Raw genomic sequence first — 14,564 nt, 5'->3', positions numbered from 1 at the left:
GCCCCGCAGCCCCGAGCCAGCCAACTTCCCAAGGAGTACGTGAACGTGGTCCGCGCCGCCATCCTCCCCGCCGTCGGCTCCCCGCTGGAGATCGCCGCCATCGAGCTGCCGGAGCCGGGGCCCGGCCAGGTCCGGGTGCGGCTCGCCGCCGCCGGGGTCTGCCACTCCGACCTGTCCCTGTCCAACGGCACGATGCGGCTCCCCGCGCCCGCCGTCCTCGGCCACGAGGGCGCGGGGACGGTGGTCTCCGTGGGCGAGGACGTCACGGGGTACGCGCCCGGCGACGCCGTCGTCCTGAACTGGGCCCCGTCCTGCGGCGTCTGCCATGCCTGCTCGCTCGGCGAGGTGTGGCTCTGCGCCGACGCCCTGGCGGGCGCCGCCCGGGTCCACGCGCGGCGTCCCGACGGCACGGAACTGCACCCGGGCCTGAACGTCGCCGCCTTCGCCGAGGAGACCGTGGTCCCGGCCCGCTGCCTCCTGCCCGCGCCGGACGGCGTCCCGCTCACCGACGCAGCCCTGCTCGGCTGCGCCGTCCTGACCGGGTACGGGGCCGTGCGCCACTCCGCGAAGGTCCGCGAGGGCGAGACGGTCGCCGTCTTCGGCGTGGGCGGGGTCGGCCTCGCCACGCTGCAGGCGGCCAGGATCGCCGGGGCCGCGCGGATCGTCGCGGTGGACGTCTCGCCCGAGAAGGAGGAGCTGGCGCGGGCCGCGGGGGCCACGGACTACGTCGTCGCCTCGGACACCACGGCCCGCGCGGTCCGCAAGCTGACCGGCGGCCACGGCGTCGACGTGGCCGTGGAGTGCGTGGGCCGCGCGGTGACGATCCGCACGGCCTGGGAGTCCACGCGGCGCGGCGGCCGGACCACGGTGGTGGGCATCGGCGGCAAGGACCAGCAGGTGACGTTCAACGCCCTGGAGATCTTCCACTGGGGCAGGACGCTCTCCGGCTGCGTGTACGGCAACTCCGACCCCGCGGTGGACCTGCCGGTCCTCGCCGGGCACATCCGGGCGGGCCGCCTGGACCTGAGCGTCCTGGTGACCGACCGGATCGGGCTCGACGGCATCCCGGCGGCCTTCGACAACATGCTCGCGGGCAAGGGCGGCCGGGCGCTGGTGGTGTTCTAGGCCGCGCCTCTAGCCCTCCGCCGGGCCCGCGCCCCGGCGGTGCGCCCCCAGTCGGGGGAAGGACGTGGCGGCGGCCAGGAACACCAGCGTCGTGAGGACGAACGGCCAGGTGAACACGGGCCCGCCGGACGGCGCGAGGAGGGCGGCCACCGCAGGGCCCGCGGCCGTCGCCACGGCCGCTCCCACCAGCGCGTACGCCAGTGTCGCCGCCCGCGCGGGCAGGAAGCCCCCGCAGAGGGCGAGCGCCACGAGCACGGCGTTGTACCCCGCCGTGCCGTCGGCGATCCCCGCGGCGGGGGCGCCGAGCGCCCATGCCGTCGCCATGCCCGCCGCGTTGCCCAGGCACGCCACGGCCGCGGCCCGGCGGCTCGCCACGAGGAGGCCGAGCAGGAGCAAGGCGCCCACGTGCCACTGCGGCGCGAGGAAGATCTCGGCGAATCCGGAGAGGAAGCCGCGGGCCAGGTCGTCGGGGCCGAGTCCCGTGGGACCGGTGGCGGGACGGGGCGGGGCCGCGAGCGTCTCGCCCTGGTGCCAGATGCGGCGGAAGCCCGGCGCGGCGGCGGCCGTCGCGCTCACGGTCAGGCAGAACGGCAGCGTGAGCGAGGGCAGTCCGAGGGGGCCGAGCAGATGGCCCGCGGCGCCGGTGACGACCGTGACGACCCCGCAGCCCGCGAGCGCGAGCAGGGCCGTCGAGAGGTGGCGCGGTCCCAGCACGGCGGCGAGGCCGAGCGCGGTCAGGCAGGCGTTGAACCCCTCGAGGCCCAGGGACACCCGGTCGCGGTCGGCCCCGAGGAGCCGCGCGGCGCCCGTGCCGACGGCGGTGCCCGCCAGGCCGTAGAGCCCGTACTCCCAGCCCGCCGCCGTCAGCGCCAGGCAGAAGACGCCGCCCGCCGCGACGCTGGGCAGGAAGGTCACCTGGCCCTGCCCCCGCAGCACCGCCGCCGCGAACTCCCGCGGCCGGAGCGGCGGCACGGCGTCCCCGCCCGCACCGCCCGCGCCGCCCGCACCGGCCGTGCCCGTCACGTGCCCCACGATCCACCCATCCCCCGGCGTGATGTCCCTGTCCGCACGGCGGGACGGATGTCTCACCCGGCAGGACGGGTGCAGAGTACATCCACTCTCTGGCCGACGCTATAGTACTCTCTGTGTAGTGGTCGGAGTGTAGTACTACGTCTGGAGTGGTGGCCATGGTGCGCAGGAACGACGGCCGGCGGGCGGCCCTGGTCGACGCCGCCATCGAGGTGCTGGCCAGGGAGGGCGCCCGCGGGCTCACCTTCCGCGCGGTGGACACCGAGGCGGGGGTGCCCACCGGCACCGCGTCCAACTACTTCGCCAACCGCGACGACCTGCTGACCCAAGCGGGCGCCCGCGTCTACGAACGCCTCACGCCCGGCGAGGAGGAGGTCGCACGCCAGCGCTCCGCCGAGCCCGACAAGGAGACCTACGCGCGGCTCATGCGCGAGGTCGTCGGACGGGTCAGCGGCTTCCGCACCGGCTATCTCGCCCTGCTCGAACTGCGCCTTGAGGCGACCAGGCGCCCGGAGCTGCGCGCCGTCCTCACCGAGCGCGTACGGGACGACCTCGCCGCCAACGTCGCGTACCACGAGTCCTCCGGCCTGCCCGGCGACGCGACGGCGGTCAAGCTCCTGTACCTGGCCTTCAACTGGCTCATCGTCGAGCAGCTCACCCTGCCCGACGTGCTCTCCGAGGCCGAGCGGGACCGGCTCGTCACGGCGGCCGTGGAGCGCATCGTCAACGACTGACGCGGCGGGCCTCAGAGGTCCGTGACGCCGAGGTGCGCGGCGAAGGCCCGCGCGCCCGCCGGGGTGACCTTCACCGCGCGCTGCGAGCCGATCCGCGCGCACCACCCCGCGTCCAGCGCGTGCCGGCAGAGCGCCGCGCCCGCCACCCCGGCCAGATGCGGCTTCCGCTCGGTCCAGTCGAGGCAGCCCCTGGCCAGCGGCCGCCGCCCGGCGCGCACCAGCTCGATGCCGAGTTCCCCGAACCAGGCGAGGCCGTCGTCGGTGAGCGCGAAGCCGGTGTCCTGGCGGAGCAGCCCCCGCTCGGTCATCGCCCCGGTGACCCTGATGCCCAGCCGGCCCGCCAGATGGTCGTAGCAGGTGCGCCCGCGCGCCATGGCGGCGCCCGCGCTCGACTGGCGCAGCGTGCGGGGCCGCGCCGGGGCCCCGGGCGCCGCGTGCGCGGCGAGGTCCTCGACGAGCTGGGCGATCCCCGCGTCGGCGAGCCGCACATAGCGGTGGCGTCCCTGCCGCTCCTCGGCGAGCAGCCCGCCCGCGACCAGCTTGCCCAGGTGCTCGCTGGCGGTGGAGGGGGCCACGCCCGCGTGCCGTGCCAGCTCGCCCGCCGTCCAGGCCCGTCCGTCCAGCAGCGCGAGCAGGCAGGCGGCCCGCGTCTCGTCGGCGAAGAGCCCGGCGAGCGAGGCGAGGGCGGGGGCGGTGGTGATCGATGTGACGTCCTGCGGCATGTCTCAAGGATGACCGGGTGACGCTTCGGCGGGCGTCGAAGCGTCACCGGCGGGCCTCCCGGGACCCTCGCCGCCCGCCATGTGCTCGTACTGCGCGGCGAGCCCGTCGAGTAGGGCGTGCAGGCCCGTCTCGAAGGCGCGGGCGTCGATGAGGTCCTGGCGCTCGGCGAGGAGGTGGGCCTGGCCGAGGTGGGGGTAGTCGGCCGGGTCGTACGCGGTCTCGTCGTCCACGAAGCCGCCGGCGAAGGAGCCGAGCGCGGAGCCCATGATGAAGTACCGCATCAGGGCGCCGATCGACGTGGCCTGCGCGGGCGGCCACCCCGCCGCCACCATCGCCCCGAACACCGCGTCGGCGAGCCGCAGCCCGGCGGGCCTGCGCCCGGGGCCCCGCGCGAGCACGGGGACGATGTTCGGGTGCAGCGTGAGCGCCGCCCGGTAGGAGACCGCCCAGTCGTGCAGGGCCGTGCGCCAGTCGCGGGGGTCGGCGGCGTCGAACATCGAGAGGTCGACCTGCGCGCTCACCGAGTCCGCGACCGCCTCCAGGATCTGGTCCTTGGTGCGGAAGTGGTTGTAGAGGGACGGCCCGCTCACCCCGAGTTCGGCGGCCAGGCGGCGCGTGGAGACGGCGGCGAGCCCCTCGGCGTCCACGAGGGCGCGCGCCGTGTCGACGATGCGTTCTCGGCTGAGGAGGGGCTTGCGCGGTCGGGCCATGCGGCACATAGTAGGGCTGCCACGGGAAACTAGCAGTGCTAATTTAAAGGCCGACGCGAAGAGGGTGCGCACGATGAACCTGGAGCTCAGCGAGGAGCAGACCGCCGTCAAGCGGCTGGCCGAGGACTTCGTCGCGCGCGAGATCACCCCGAACGTCGTCGCGTGGGACCGCGCCGAGAGCGTCGACAGGGCCGTCGTGAAGAAGCTCGGCGACCTCGGGTTCCTCGGGCTCACCATCGACGCGGAGTACGGCGGCTCGGGCGGCGACCACCTCGCGTACTGCCTGGTGACCGAGGAGCTGGGGCGCGGCGACTCCTCCGTGCGCGGCATCGTCTCGGTCTCGCTCGGGCTCGTCGCCAAGACCGTCGCCGCCTGGGGCGCCGAGGAGCAGAAGCGGCGGTGGCTGCCGGGGCTGACCTCGGGCGAGTACGTCGGGTGCTTCGGCCTCACCGAGCCCGGCACCGGCTCCGACGCGGGCAACCTCACCACGCGGGCCGTGCGCGACGGCGGCGACTACGTGGTCAACGGCGCCAAGATGTTCATCACCAACGGCACCTGGGCCGACGTCGTCCTCCTCTTCGCGCGCACCAACGACGCCCCGGGGCACAAGGGCGTCTCCGCCTTCCTGGTGCCCACCGACACCCCCGGGCTCGACCGCCGCGCCGTCCACGGCAAGCTCGGCCTGCGCGGCCAGGCCACCGCCGAGCTGACCTTCCAGGACGTCCGCGTCCCGGCCTCGGCGATGCTCGCGCCCGAGGGCAAGGGGTTCTCCGTGGCGATGTCCGCCCTGGCCAAGGGGCGCATGTCGGTGGCCGCCGGATGCGTGGGCATCGCGCGGGCCGCCCTCGACGCGGCGGTGCGGTACGCGGGCGAGCGCGAGCAGTTCGGCAAGCCCATCGCCCGCCACCAGCTCGTCCAGGAGCTGATCAGCGACATCGCGGTGGACGTGGACGCCGCGCGCCTGCTGACCTGGCGGGTCGCCGACCTGATCGACCGGGGGCAGCCGTTCGCCACCGAGTCCTCCAAGGCCAAGCTGTTCGCCTCCGAGGCCGCCGTGCGCGCCGCCAACAACGCCCTCCAGGTCTTCGGCGGCTACGGCTACATAGACGAGTACCCGGTGGGCAAGCTCCTGCGGGACGCCCGGGTGATGACCCTGTACGAGGGCACGAGCCAGATCCAGAAGCTGGTCATCGGGCGCGCGCTGACGGGGGTCTCGGCGTTCTGACCGCCCCGGCGCGCCCTGAGTACCTACCTGAGTACGTCAGCGGATACGGCACGCCCCGCCTTCCGGCGAAGCTGGCGCCATGACTGAGCCGCCCGTCAAGCAGCAGACGACCAACGCCTTCTACGGCCAGGCCGTGGCCTCGTTCGCGGTGTCCCTCGCCGCCGTCGCCGTCGGCATCGGCTATCTGGACGCCTCGGCCTGGGTGCGGGGCTTCCTCGCCATCGCCGTGCTCTACCTGACGACCTCCGCGTTCACCCTCGCCAAGGTGATCAGGGACCGGCAGGACGCGGTGCAGATCGTCAGCAGGGTCGACCAGGCCCGCGTCGACAAGCTCCTCGCCGAGCACGACCCGTTCGCCAAGCCCTGACCCGGTCCCTAAGCGCTTGCTCACCGTCAGGGGTATGGTGTCCCTCCCGAAGAGAGACGCGGGCGGAACAGGAGTGGGCATGAGTGCGGCGGAGGAGACGGGCGGCGGCGAGGAGCAGCCGTGGGGCGAGGTCAGCCCCGACGCGGCCAGGCGGCTGCTGATCGCCGCCGTGGAGGCCTTCGCCGAGCGCGGCTACCACGCGACGACGACCCGTGACATCGCGGGCCGCGCGGGGATGAGCCCGGCGGCGCTCTACATCCACTACAAGACCAAGGAAGAGCTGCTCCACCGCATCAGCAGGATCGGCCACGACAAGGCCCTCGCCATCCTGCGCACCGCGGCGGACGGCGAGGGCACGGCGGCCGAGCGCCTGACGGCGGCCGTGCGGTCCTTCGTCGGCTGGCACGCCGCCCACCACACCACCGCGCGGGTCGTGCAGTACGAGCTCGACGCGCTCGGCGCCGAGCACCGCACGGAGATCGTCGCGCTGCGCCGCAAGACCGACGAGGCGGTGCGGGACATCATCAACGACGGTGTGCGGGCCGGGGAGTTCGACGTCCCCGACGTGCCCGGCACGACCCTCGCCGTGCTCTCGCTCTGCATCGACGTGGCCCGCTGGTTCAACGTGGCGGGGCGCCGCACGCCCGACGAGGTCGGCGCGCTCTACGCCGACCTCGTGCTGCGCATGGTGGGCGCGGGGACGTAGCGCCCCCGGGCCCGCGCGGTGCTCAGAAGTAGTAGCGCGAGACCGACTCCGCCACGCACGCCGGCTTGTCGGAGCCCTCGCGCTCCACGGTGACCTGGGCCGTCACCTGCACCCCGCCGTCCTTCGTGGGGCTCGCGTCGGTGAGCACGGCGCTCGCCCGCAGGCGCGAGCCCACCGGCACGGGGGAGGGGAAGCGCACCTTGTTGGCGCCGTAGTTGATGCCCATCTTCATGTTCTCGACGCGGAGCACCTGCGGCACCAGGCTCGGCAGCAGCGACAGCGTCAGGTAGCCGTGCGCGATCGTCGTCCCGAACGGGCCGTCGGCGGCCTTCGCGGCGTCCACGTGAATCCACTGGTGGTCGCCCGTGGCGTCGGCGAAGAGGTCGATCCGCTTCTGGTCGATCTCCAGCCAGTCGCTGTGCCCCAGTTGCTCGCCGATCCCGGCCCGCAGTTCCTCGGCCGACGTGAAGATCCTCGGCTCCGCCATGTCCCTGGTCCTCCCAGACTCTCGGTCTTCCGCGACGCGCGTGTCCCGCGCGGCGTGCCTGCCCCGCATGCACGACTAAGCGCTTGCTCAGCATGCTGGGTGTGCCGATCCGTGTCAACGGACCACCCATTAGGGTTCGAGGGGTGCCCCAGATTCCAGAGAAGGTCCACGAACTCACCGTCGGCCAGGTCTCGGCCCGTAGCGGCGCGGCCGTCTCCGCCCTGCACTTCTACGAGTCCAAGGGCCTCATCACCAGCCGCCGCACCTCGGGCAACCAGCGCCGCTACCACCGGGACACGCTGCGCCGCGTCGCCTTCATCCGCGCCTCGCAGCGCGTCGGCATCCCGCTCGCCACGATCCGTGAGGCCCTCGACTCGCTCCCCGAGGAGCGCACCCCCACCCGTGAGGACTGGGCGCGCCTCTCGGGGACCTGGCGCTCGGAACTGGACGAGCGCATCAAGCAGCTGAGCCGGCTGCGCGACCACCTCACGGACTGCATCGGCTGCGGCTGCCTCTCCCTGGAGACCTGCGTGCTCTCCAACCCCGACGACGTCTTCGGCGAACGGCTCACCGGCTCCCGTCTGATGGCGGAGCGCCGCTCCTCGTCGTGAGTCCGGCCGCCGCCCGGCGGTCCCGGGCGGCGGCCCGCCGGCTCACTCGTACTCCGTGCCGCCCTTGCGCGTCAGATAGGCGGCGCTGACCGCCTTGGCGATGGCCCGGCCGCCCGTCACCGGGCTGTACCGCTCCACGGCCGGGCGGATCACCACGCCCTCGCGCAGGTGCAGCCCCCGCCCCGACACGGTCTCGCGGCCCGAGGCGAGCTCCAGGACGCGGCCCGCGTCGTAGGGCCCCTCGTACAGCCGCGGGACGAGGGGCAGTTGGCCGTCGAGCAGGGCCGCCGCGTCCAGCCAGCGCACCTGCCCGTCGATCTCCGCGCTGACGTCGAAGACGGCGTACCCCAGCGTGTCGCGCCGCCCGTCCGCGCCGTACGACAGGTCCTGCACCCCGTCGCCGTACACCTCGCCGAAGACGCCGACCCTGCTCGCCCCCAGCCGCTCGGCGAGCCGTGCCGCCGCGTCCGCCACGCCGTGGCCGCGGACGGCCCGCCAGTAGAGGTTGCGCGGGTCCTCGCGCAGGGCCAGGGACTTTGCCCCGAAGCCCTTCGACGAGACGTGGACGCGGCCGTCCGCGGCGACATACGTCAGCAGACACGCCGAGCCGTGCAGCTTCTCGGTCACGACCACCGGCTCGCCCGGGGCGAAGACGTCCGGGTGGCGCTGGATGTTCTCGATGTCGACCCAGGGCAGCAGGCCGGGCGCCGCCTCCGTGTCGCCGCTCATGGTGGGCGGGATCGGCGGCGCCCACTTGGTGATGCCGAGGCGCTCCGCGAAGTCCGTGCCCTCGGCCGCCGCCCGCGCCAGGTCGACGCCGGCGAGCGCGGCCGGACGGCACACGATGCCCTGCGACAGCTCGCCGCGCAGCCGCACCGCCTTGACCCGGTCGCCGCTGCCGCCCGCGAGGCGTCCCGTCAGCCCCAGTTCCTCGATGAGGGCGGCGGGCAGGACCGCCTGCTCGGGGATGTACACCGCGACGTCGCCGGTGCGGTAGGCGCCCTTGGCGACGACCGCGCGGTACAGGCCCACCTGGGCGAGTTCGAGGGCGTCGGCGCCCGGGTGCTCGTGGACGGTCAGTGCTTCGGCGGTGACGCGCAGCGTCGACATGGGCCCGTTCTCCTCGGTGGCCGGCGGATGTCCTTCCTCGCCGCCCACTCTCGCCCGTCACAAAACGACGTGACCACCGTAATTTCCCCGTGCTACGGAACCGGCGCCCGAGGCCGCAAGGTAGGTGCAGGACACGCGAGCCGAAGGAAGCCACGCACCACATCACCCAGGGAGGGCCGATGCCGGTCGCCATCTGTTCGTTGAAGTGGGACGCCGCGCAGGACGGGCGTCAGTCCGTCACGTATGACAGCGACGGCTACCACCTCGTGCGCTTTCCGTACGGCGCGGGGGAGGAGAACTACGACCCCTGGCGCATGCACGACCCGGCGAAGGGCGGCGGCTCGTCCGCCGCGTTCCCCCACCCGCGCTCGGGGCTGATATGGCCGAGCCACGACGGCTGGGGCGTGCTCTCCGCGCTGGTCTTCTGGGAGCCGGACAGCGGCCCCACCGAATACCGCACCCGCTTCGTCCGCGACCCGCTCGGCCTCTCGACCGGGTACGACTCGACCGCGACGACCGACTCCGCGCCCACCAGGGGCAGCCAGTTCCGGTCCTACGTCTGGCAGATGTTCGTGCACCCGAACACGCCCGTGGGGCTGAAGATCTCGGCGCGCGGCGTGGGCGACGTCCGCAAGAAGACGCCGATCACACACGCCCAGTTCAAGCTCGCCATCCACACGGACGTGCTCAGGCCCTGAGCGTCACACCTCTCACACCGACACCAGCGGGCGCAGCCGCCGGGCGCGTACCTGGGCCCGGCGCACCGCCTCCCGGGTGAGGACGGGAGCGGGCACGACGATGCCGCAGCCCGTGCAGACCGCGCCCGACGACGGCTCGTGCGCCAGGCCGTGCCGCCACACGAGGGTGGTGTCCTCGCAGACCGGGCAGGCCTCGCCCGGCTCCCTCTCCAGTGCCGCTATCAGCCGGCGCAGGACGTCCGCGAGGTGCGCGTCGGGGTGGACGTCGGGGTCGTCGCACCAGGCGACCCCGAACCCGCCCCAGGTGCGGCGGTGCCAGTCGTCGTCACTGCCCGGCCGGCGCAGGCCGTCGTGCTTCTCCTTGCGGCGGCGCTCCGCGAAGTCCGCCTCGTAGGCGAGCCAGACCGCCCGCGCCGCCTCCAGCTCCGTCAGCGCCGCCACGAGCCGCGCCGGGTCGGGAGACCTGTCCTCGGGCCCGAAGCCGGCCCGGGCGCACAGGTGATCCCAGGTCGCCCGGTGTCCATAGGGGGCGAACCTCTCCAGGCACTTGCGCAGTGAGTACCGCCGCAGTGCCAGGTCGCTCCTCGGATCACGTACCTGTCTCGCGAGACTCCGGAATCCGGCCATCGCCCTGCACCTCCGTCACACGTACGTCGTTCTGGTACCCCGTGTTCCTTCTCTCCCGGCGCCGCTGCCGAGCGGAAGCCGAAGCGGCGTCGCCGAGTAGACGTATCGACACGCGATTCGGCTCCCTTTTCGGGCGACCGCTTTTCGCCTGCCCGTCGGAGCTGCCCTGATGCACCCGGAGAGGGGGCGCGTTGTGGTGATTCGGAAAAGGCGACGGTTGTTCATCTTTCGGGTTCGTCGACCCGCCAGTAACCTCCGCCGCATCGGCCTTCCGCAGACCACCGGAGGAGCACCCATGGGACGACGCAACGTCAGACTCAGAACGTTCACCGCGGGGGCGGCGCTCGCCCTCGGCGCCGCGCTCCTCACGCCCCTGCCGGGCGCGGCGGCGGCGCCGGACGACCCGGGTGCGAGGGAACGCTCCGCCGAAGCGGCGGACTACTGCGGGAGCCAGTGCGCCGACGTCCTGCCGCCCGGCGCCAACGGCAACGCGACGCTCGCCGAAATCCTCGCCCACCGGGTCCTCGGCACCCAGCCGGCGCACGCCGACGACCAGCTCGGCCCCTACGACGCCCTGTCCTCGGGTTACACCTCGCTCACCGACGACAAGCTGACGGAGTTCTTCGACGACGCCTCCTTCGGGGTGCGTGAGGGCCAGGTCGCCTCCGTCACCAGGCCGCGCGAAGACGTGACGATCACCCGGGACAAGAAGTACGGCATCCCGCACGTCAAGGGCACCACGCGCTACGGCACCGAGTTCGGCGCGGGCTTCGCCGCGGGCCAGGACCGGCTCTGGCTCATCGACCTCTTCCGGCACATCGGACGCGGGCAGCTCACCTCCTTCGCGGGCGGCGCGCCCGCCAACCAGGGCCTGGAGCAGCAGTTCTGGCCGCAGGCCCCATACACCGAGGCGGACCTGGAGAAGCAGGTCGAGTACATCCGCTCGACGCAGGGCGAGCGCGGCAAGCAGGCCATGGAGGACGCGCAGGCCTATGTCGACGGCCTCAACGCCTACCGCGTGAAGTCCAAGAACGGCCGCTACTTCCCCGGCGAGTACGTCCTGACCGGCAAGATCGACGCGATCACCAACAAGGGCGAGATAGAGCCCTTCAAGATCACCGACATGATCGCGCTGGCCTCCGTGGTCGGCGGGCTCTTCGGCAACGGCGGCGGCGGCGAGGTCGAGTCCGCCCTCTCCCTGCTGAAGTCCCAGGAGAAGTACGGCGTCCAGAAGGGCACCGAGGTCTGGGAGTCCTTCCGCGCCCGCAACGACCCCGAGGCCGTGCGGACCATCCACGACGGCACGAGCTTCCCCTACGCGAACAAACCGGACAAGGCGCGCGGCACCGCGCTGCCCGACCCGGGCTCCGTCGAGCGCGAGCAGCTCGTGTACGACCGCGAGGGCGGCGCCAGGACGGGCGCCAAGGACCCGGTGAAGGCCCCGAAGAAGCTGAAGCCCGCCCAGGGCATGTACGACGAGGGCGTCCTGCCCGAGGACCTGTTCCGCCAGGACGGCCACAAGAAGGGCATGTCCAACGCGCTGCTGGTCTCCGGCAAGCACACCGCGAGCAAGAACCCCGTCGCCGTCTTCGGCCCCCAGACCGGCTACTTCGCCCCCCAGCTCCTCATGCAGCAGGAGCTCCAGGGACCCGGCATCAGCGCCCGCGGCGTCTCCTTCGCGGGCGTCGGCATGTACGTCCAGCTCGGCCGCGGCCAGGACTACGCCTGGTCGGCCACCTCCGCGGGACAGGACATCACCGACACTTACGCCGTGGAGCTGTGCGAGCCCGGCGGCGGGACGCCCACCAAGCAGTCGACCGGCTACCTGTACCGCGGCACGTGCACGCCCATGGAGAAGCTGGAGCGCAAGAACGCCTGGCAGCCGACCGTCGCCGACTCCACGGCCGCAGGCTCCTACCGCATGCAGGTCTTCCGCACCAAGTACGGCGTCGTGACCCACCGCGCGAGCGTCGACGGCGCGCCCGTCGCGTACGTCTCGCTGCGCTCCACCTACCGCCACGAGGCCGACTCGATCATCGGCTTCCAGATGCTGAACGACCCCTCGTACGTCAAGGACGCCGCGACCTTCCAGAAGGCGGCGCAGCACATCAGCTACGCCTTCAACTGGTTCTACGCCGACTCGCGCGACATCGCGTACTACAACAGCGGCGCCAACCCCGTACGCGCCGAGGACGTCGACCCCGCCCTGCCGGTCAAGGGGGAGCAGGCCCTCGAATGGCGGGACTTCGACCCCGCGGACAACACCTCGGCGCAGACCCCGCCCGCCGAGCACCCGCACTCCGTCAACCAGGACTACTACATCTCCTGGAACAACAAGCAGGCCGACGACTTCAGCACCGCCGGCTTCGGCATGAGCGCCGTGCACCGCGGCGACCTGCTCGACGGGCGGGTCAAGAAGCTCACCGAGGCGGGCGGCGTCACCCGCGCCGCACTGACCCGGGCCATGTCCGAGGCGGCCGTCACCGACCTGCGCGGCGAACAGGTGCTGCCCGAGCTGCTCAAGGTGCTCCGCAGCAAGCCGGTCACCGACCCGCGGGCGGCCGAGGCCGTCCAGCAGCTCGACGCCTGGCAGAAGGCGGGCGCCCGGCGCAACCAGACGGCGGCGGGCTCGAAGACCTACGCCCACCCCGACGCCGTGCGCATCATGGACGCCTGGTGGCCGAAGCTCATCGAGGCGCAGTTCGAGCCCGGTCTCGGCAAGGACCTCTACGCCGCCCTGACCGCGCAGCTCGCCACCGACGAGGCGCCGTCCGCGGGCCACGGACCCACCGGAGCGCACGCCGGTTCCGCCTTCCAGTACGGCTGGTGGGGCTACGCCGACAAGGACCTGCGCACGGTGCTCGGGGAGCCGGTGAAGGGCGCGCTCGGCGACACCTTCTGCGGCGGCGGCGACCTCGACGCCTGCCGCGACGCCCTGCTGACCACGCTCACCCGGGCCGCCGCCAGGCCCGCCACCGAGGTCTACCCCGGCGACGACGCGTGCAAGGCCGGCGACCAGTGGTGTGCGGACTCCATCATCCACCGGGCGCTCGGCGGCATCACGCACAAGCCGGTCCAGTGGCAGAACCGTCCGACCTACCAGCAGGTCGTGGAGTTCCCCCGGCACCGGTAGGAGAGCGTCACGCGAGGGCGATCCGTCCGGCGGCGAACACGACGCGTGCCAGTTCCTCGTGGCAGATGTCGCTGTGCGCGCCGGCGGGCGGGCCGCCCCGGCGCACCACCGCGGCGGCGTCCAGACTCACGCACCCCTTGGCCGGCACCTTCTGGCCCAGCTTGACGCGCATGGCGCCGGCCACCGACCGGATGCCGTTGTAGCCGATGGCGCCCCACCGCTCCCACAGGCCGAGGAACGTGGTGGAGTCGCCCGCCAGCTTCGACGCCAGCGGGTAGAGCCGCCCGAGGGCGTCGTCGTGGCGCGAGTGGCAGGAGACCAGCGGCCCGTCGACGCGGCGCTGCATGCCGTACAGGGCGCCCCTGCGCGAGGGGTCGTGCGGGACCCGGCCCGCGAAGGCGTAGTGCGAGAACGCCCCTTGGAGCAGCGTCACCCCCTTCACCGCGCGCACGTCCGCGGGCATGCCGCGCAGGGCGTACGAGACGAGGCGCGCGCCGAAGCTGTGCCCGATGAGGTGGACCCTGATCCCGGACACGTCGGCGGCGAGCAGGCCGATCGCCGGGCCGAGACCGAGCTGGCCGACCGCGCCCGCCCGCCGCTTCATGGCGTAGTAGGAGCCCTGGCGCAGCAGTTCGTAGGCGCCGTCCCACACCCGTTCGCGCAGGTTGCCGAGGAGTTCGGGCCGCCCGGTGTCCGCGCGGGCCGCGGCCAGCAGCTCGCAGACCTGCACCGCGTCGTCGGTGAGCATGGCGGGCTCGCCCGGGCCGGTGTCCTCGCCCAGGTGCCGGGCCGGGCTGGTCTCCCGCAGGGACACCAGCTCACGGACCTGCCGGCCGAACTCGTAGACACGGGAGGCGACCTCGGAGCGCTCGTCGAGCAGCTCCGCGATCCGGTCCAGCGTCTCGCCGTGGCCGGGGAAGGCGCGGTCGAGCACCCGCCGGGTCACCGGGTCGAGGTCGGGTCCGCCGACCGCCGCGGCGACGGCGGCGGCCGAGGGGTCGGCGTCGGGAAGGGGTTCGTCGGGGAAGCGGATGGCGGGCCACAGCACCCCGACGTAGCCGAGGCGCACCCCCGCGCCCGCCAGGCGCGCGCACGGGGCGAAGAACCGCCGGCACAGCTTCCTGGCGTCGTCCTTGTCGTTGTTCCAGCCGTGCGCGAAGACCAGCAGATCGGTGACGTGTTCGCGTTCCACGCCGGACAGCAGTTCCTCGCGCCGCACGGTGTCGACGTCGCCGTCGGCGTCGAAGGCCAGTTCCCAGTAGGGCTCCACGCCGTCATG

The 14,564-nt window shown here is 73.3% G+C and carries 15 protein-coding genes; 8 read left to right on the top strand and 7 right to left on the bottom strand.

What is annotated here, in order from left to right:
• Positions 1-45: 45 nt before the first annotated feature.
• On the top strand, positions 46-1,125 hold the full coding sequence (locus DCW30_RS21215) for a zinc-binding dehydrogenase (RefSeq protein WP_076689496.1): 1,080 nt from the start codon (positions 46-48) through the stop codon (positions 1,123-1,125).
• 9 nt (positions 1,126-1,134) lie between these two features.
• Here DCW30_RS21215 and DCW30_RS21210 read toward each other — a convergent pair whose 3' ends face one another.
• On the bottom strand, positions 1,135-2,148 hold the full coding sequence (locus DCW30_RS21210; protein WP_237283456.1) for an urea transporter: 1,014 nt from the start codon (positions 2,146-2,148) through the stop codon (positions 1,135-1,137).
• A 164-nt stretch (positions 2,149-2,312) separates the two neighbouring features.
• Between DCW30_RS21210 and DCW30_RS21205 the strand changes: the two genes are divergently transcribed.
• The gene (locus DCW30_RS21205) at positions 2,313-2,888 is read left to right on the top strand and encodes a TetR/AcrR family transcriptional regulator (protein ID WP_076686988.1); all 576 of its coding nucleotides are present in this window, start codon (positions 2,313-2,315) and stop codon (positions 2,886-2,888) included.
• 11 nt (positions 2,889-2,899) lie between these two features.
• Here DCW30_RS21205 and DCW30_RS21200 read toward each other — a convergent pair whose 3' ends face one another.
• Positions 2,900-3,610, bottom strand: coding sequence for an ArsR/SmtB family transcription factor (locus DCW30_RS21200; RefSeq protein ID WP_076686989.1), 711 nt, complete (start codon positions 3,608-3,610; stop codon positions 2,900-2,902).
• 3 nt (positions 3,611-3,613) lie between these two features.
• Entirely contained in the window at positions 3,614-4,321 is a 708-nt protein-coding gene (locus DCW30_RS21195; protein WP_062772162.1) for a TetR/AcrR family transcriptional regulator, read from the bottom strand.
• Positions 4,322-4,394: 73 nt separating this feature from the next.
• Between DCW30_RS21195 and DCW30_RS21190 the strand changes: the two genes are divergently transcribed.
• The 3 genes from DCW30_RS21190 (at position 4,395) to DCW30_RS21180 (ending at position 6,619) form a co-directional block, all read left to right on the top strand.
• The gene (locus DCW30_RS21190) at positions 4,395-5,546 is read left to right on the top strand and encodes an acyl-CoA dehydrogenase family protein (protein WP_076686990.1); all 1,152 of its coding nucleotides are present in this window, start codon (positions 4,395-4,397) and stop codon (positions 5,544-5,546) included.
• 79 nt (positions 5,547-5,625) lie between these two features.
• Positions 5,626-5,913 (top strand): YiaA/YiaB family inner membrane protein, encoded by a 288-nt coding sequence (locus DCW30_RS21185; RefSeq protein ID WP_062772168.1) that lies wholly within the window; start codon positions 5,626-5,628, stop codon positions 5,911-5,913.
• 79 nt (positions 5,914-5,992) lie between these two features.
• Positions 5,993-6,619, top strand: coding sequence for a TetR/AcrR family transcriptional regulator (locus tag DCW30_RS21180; RefSeq protein ID WP_199837672.1), 627 nt, complete (start codon positions 5,993-5,995; stop codon positions 6,617-6,619).
• A 22-nt stretch (positions 6,620-6,641) separates the two neighbouring features.
• On the opposite strand, the gene DCW30_RS21175 is transcribed toward DCW30_RS21180, so the two are convergent.
• Entirely contained in the window at positions 6,642-7,106 is a 465-nt protein-coding gene (locus tag DCW30_RS21175; protein WP_076686991.1) for a MaoC family dehydratase, read from the bottom strand.
• 143 nt (positions 7,107-7,249) lie between these two features.
• Here DCW30_RS21175 and soxR point away from each other — a divergent pair, with 143 nt between their 5' ends.
• Positions 7,250-7,717 (top strand): redox-sensitive transcriptional activator SoxR, encoded by a 468-nt coding sequence (gene soxR, locus DCW30_RS21170; protein WP_062772177.1) that lies wholly within the window; start codon positions 7,250-7,252, stop codon positions 7,715-7,717.
• Positions 7,718-7,759: 42 nt separating this feature from the next.
• Here soxR and DCW30_RS21165 read toward each other — a convergent pair whose 3' ends face one another.
• A complete protein-coding gene (locus tag DCW30_RS21165; RefSeq protein WP_076686992.1) occupies positions 7,760-8,827 on the bottom strand; it encodes an RNA ligase (ATP) in 1,068 nt (355 codons plus the stop codon).
• Between the two features lie 179 nt (positions 8,828-9,006).
• Here DCW30_RS21165 and DCW30_RS21160 point away from each other — a divergent pair, with 179 nt between their 5' ends.
• The gene (locus tag DCW30_RS21160; RefSeq protein WP_076686993.1) at positions 9,007-9,525 is read left to right on the top strand and encodes a hypothetical protein; all 519 of its coding nucleotides are present in this window, start codon (positions 9,007-9,009) and stop codon (positions 9,523-9,525) included.
• A gap of 12 nt (positions 9,526-9,537) precedes the next feature.
• On the opposite strand, the gene DCW30_RS21155 is transcribed toward DCW30_RS21160, so the two are convergent.
• Positions 9,538-10,152, bottom strand: coding sequence for a hypothetical protein (locus DCW30_RS21155; RefSeq protein ID WP_062772186.1), 615 nt, complete (start codon positions 10,150-10,152; stop codon positions 9,538-9,540).
• A 295-nt stretch (positions 10,153-10,447) separates the two neighbouring features.
• Between DCW30_RS21155 and DCW30_RS21150 the strand changes: the two genes are divergently transcribed.
• Positions 10,448-13,285 carry a penicillin acylase family protein gene (locus DCW30_RS21150; RefSeq protein WP_076686994.1) on the top strand — a complete coding sequence of 946 codons (2,838 nt, stop codon included), beginning with the start codon at positions 10,448-10,450 and terminating at the stop codon, positions 13,283-13,285.
• Positions 13,286-13,292: 7 nt separating this feature from the next.
• Here the strand turns inward: DCW30_RS21150 and DCW30_RS21145 are convergent, their stop codons facing one another.
• Positions 13,293-14,555 carry a serine-threonine protein kinase gene (locus DCW30_RS21145; RefSeq protein ID WP_076686995.1) on the bottom strand — a complete coding sequence of 421 codons (1,263 nt, stop codon included), beginning with the start codon at positions 14,553-14,555 and terminating at the stop codon, positions 13,293-13,295.
• Positions 14,556-14,564: the final 9 nt, after the last annotated feature.

Source organism: Streptomyces alfalfae (genome assembly GCF_004127445.1).
Classification (GTDB): domain Bacteria; phylum Actinomycetota; class Actinomycetes; order Streptomycetales; family Streptomycetaceae; genus Streptomyces; species Streptomyces alfalfae.
Note: the sequence above shows the minus strand (reverse complement) of the source record. Positions and strands in the feature narration are given on the sequence as shown.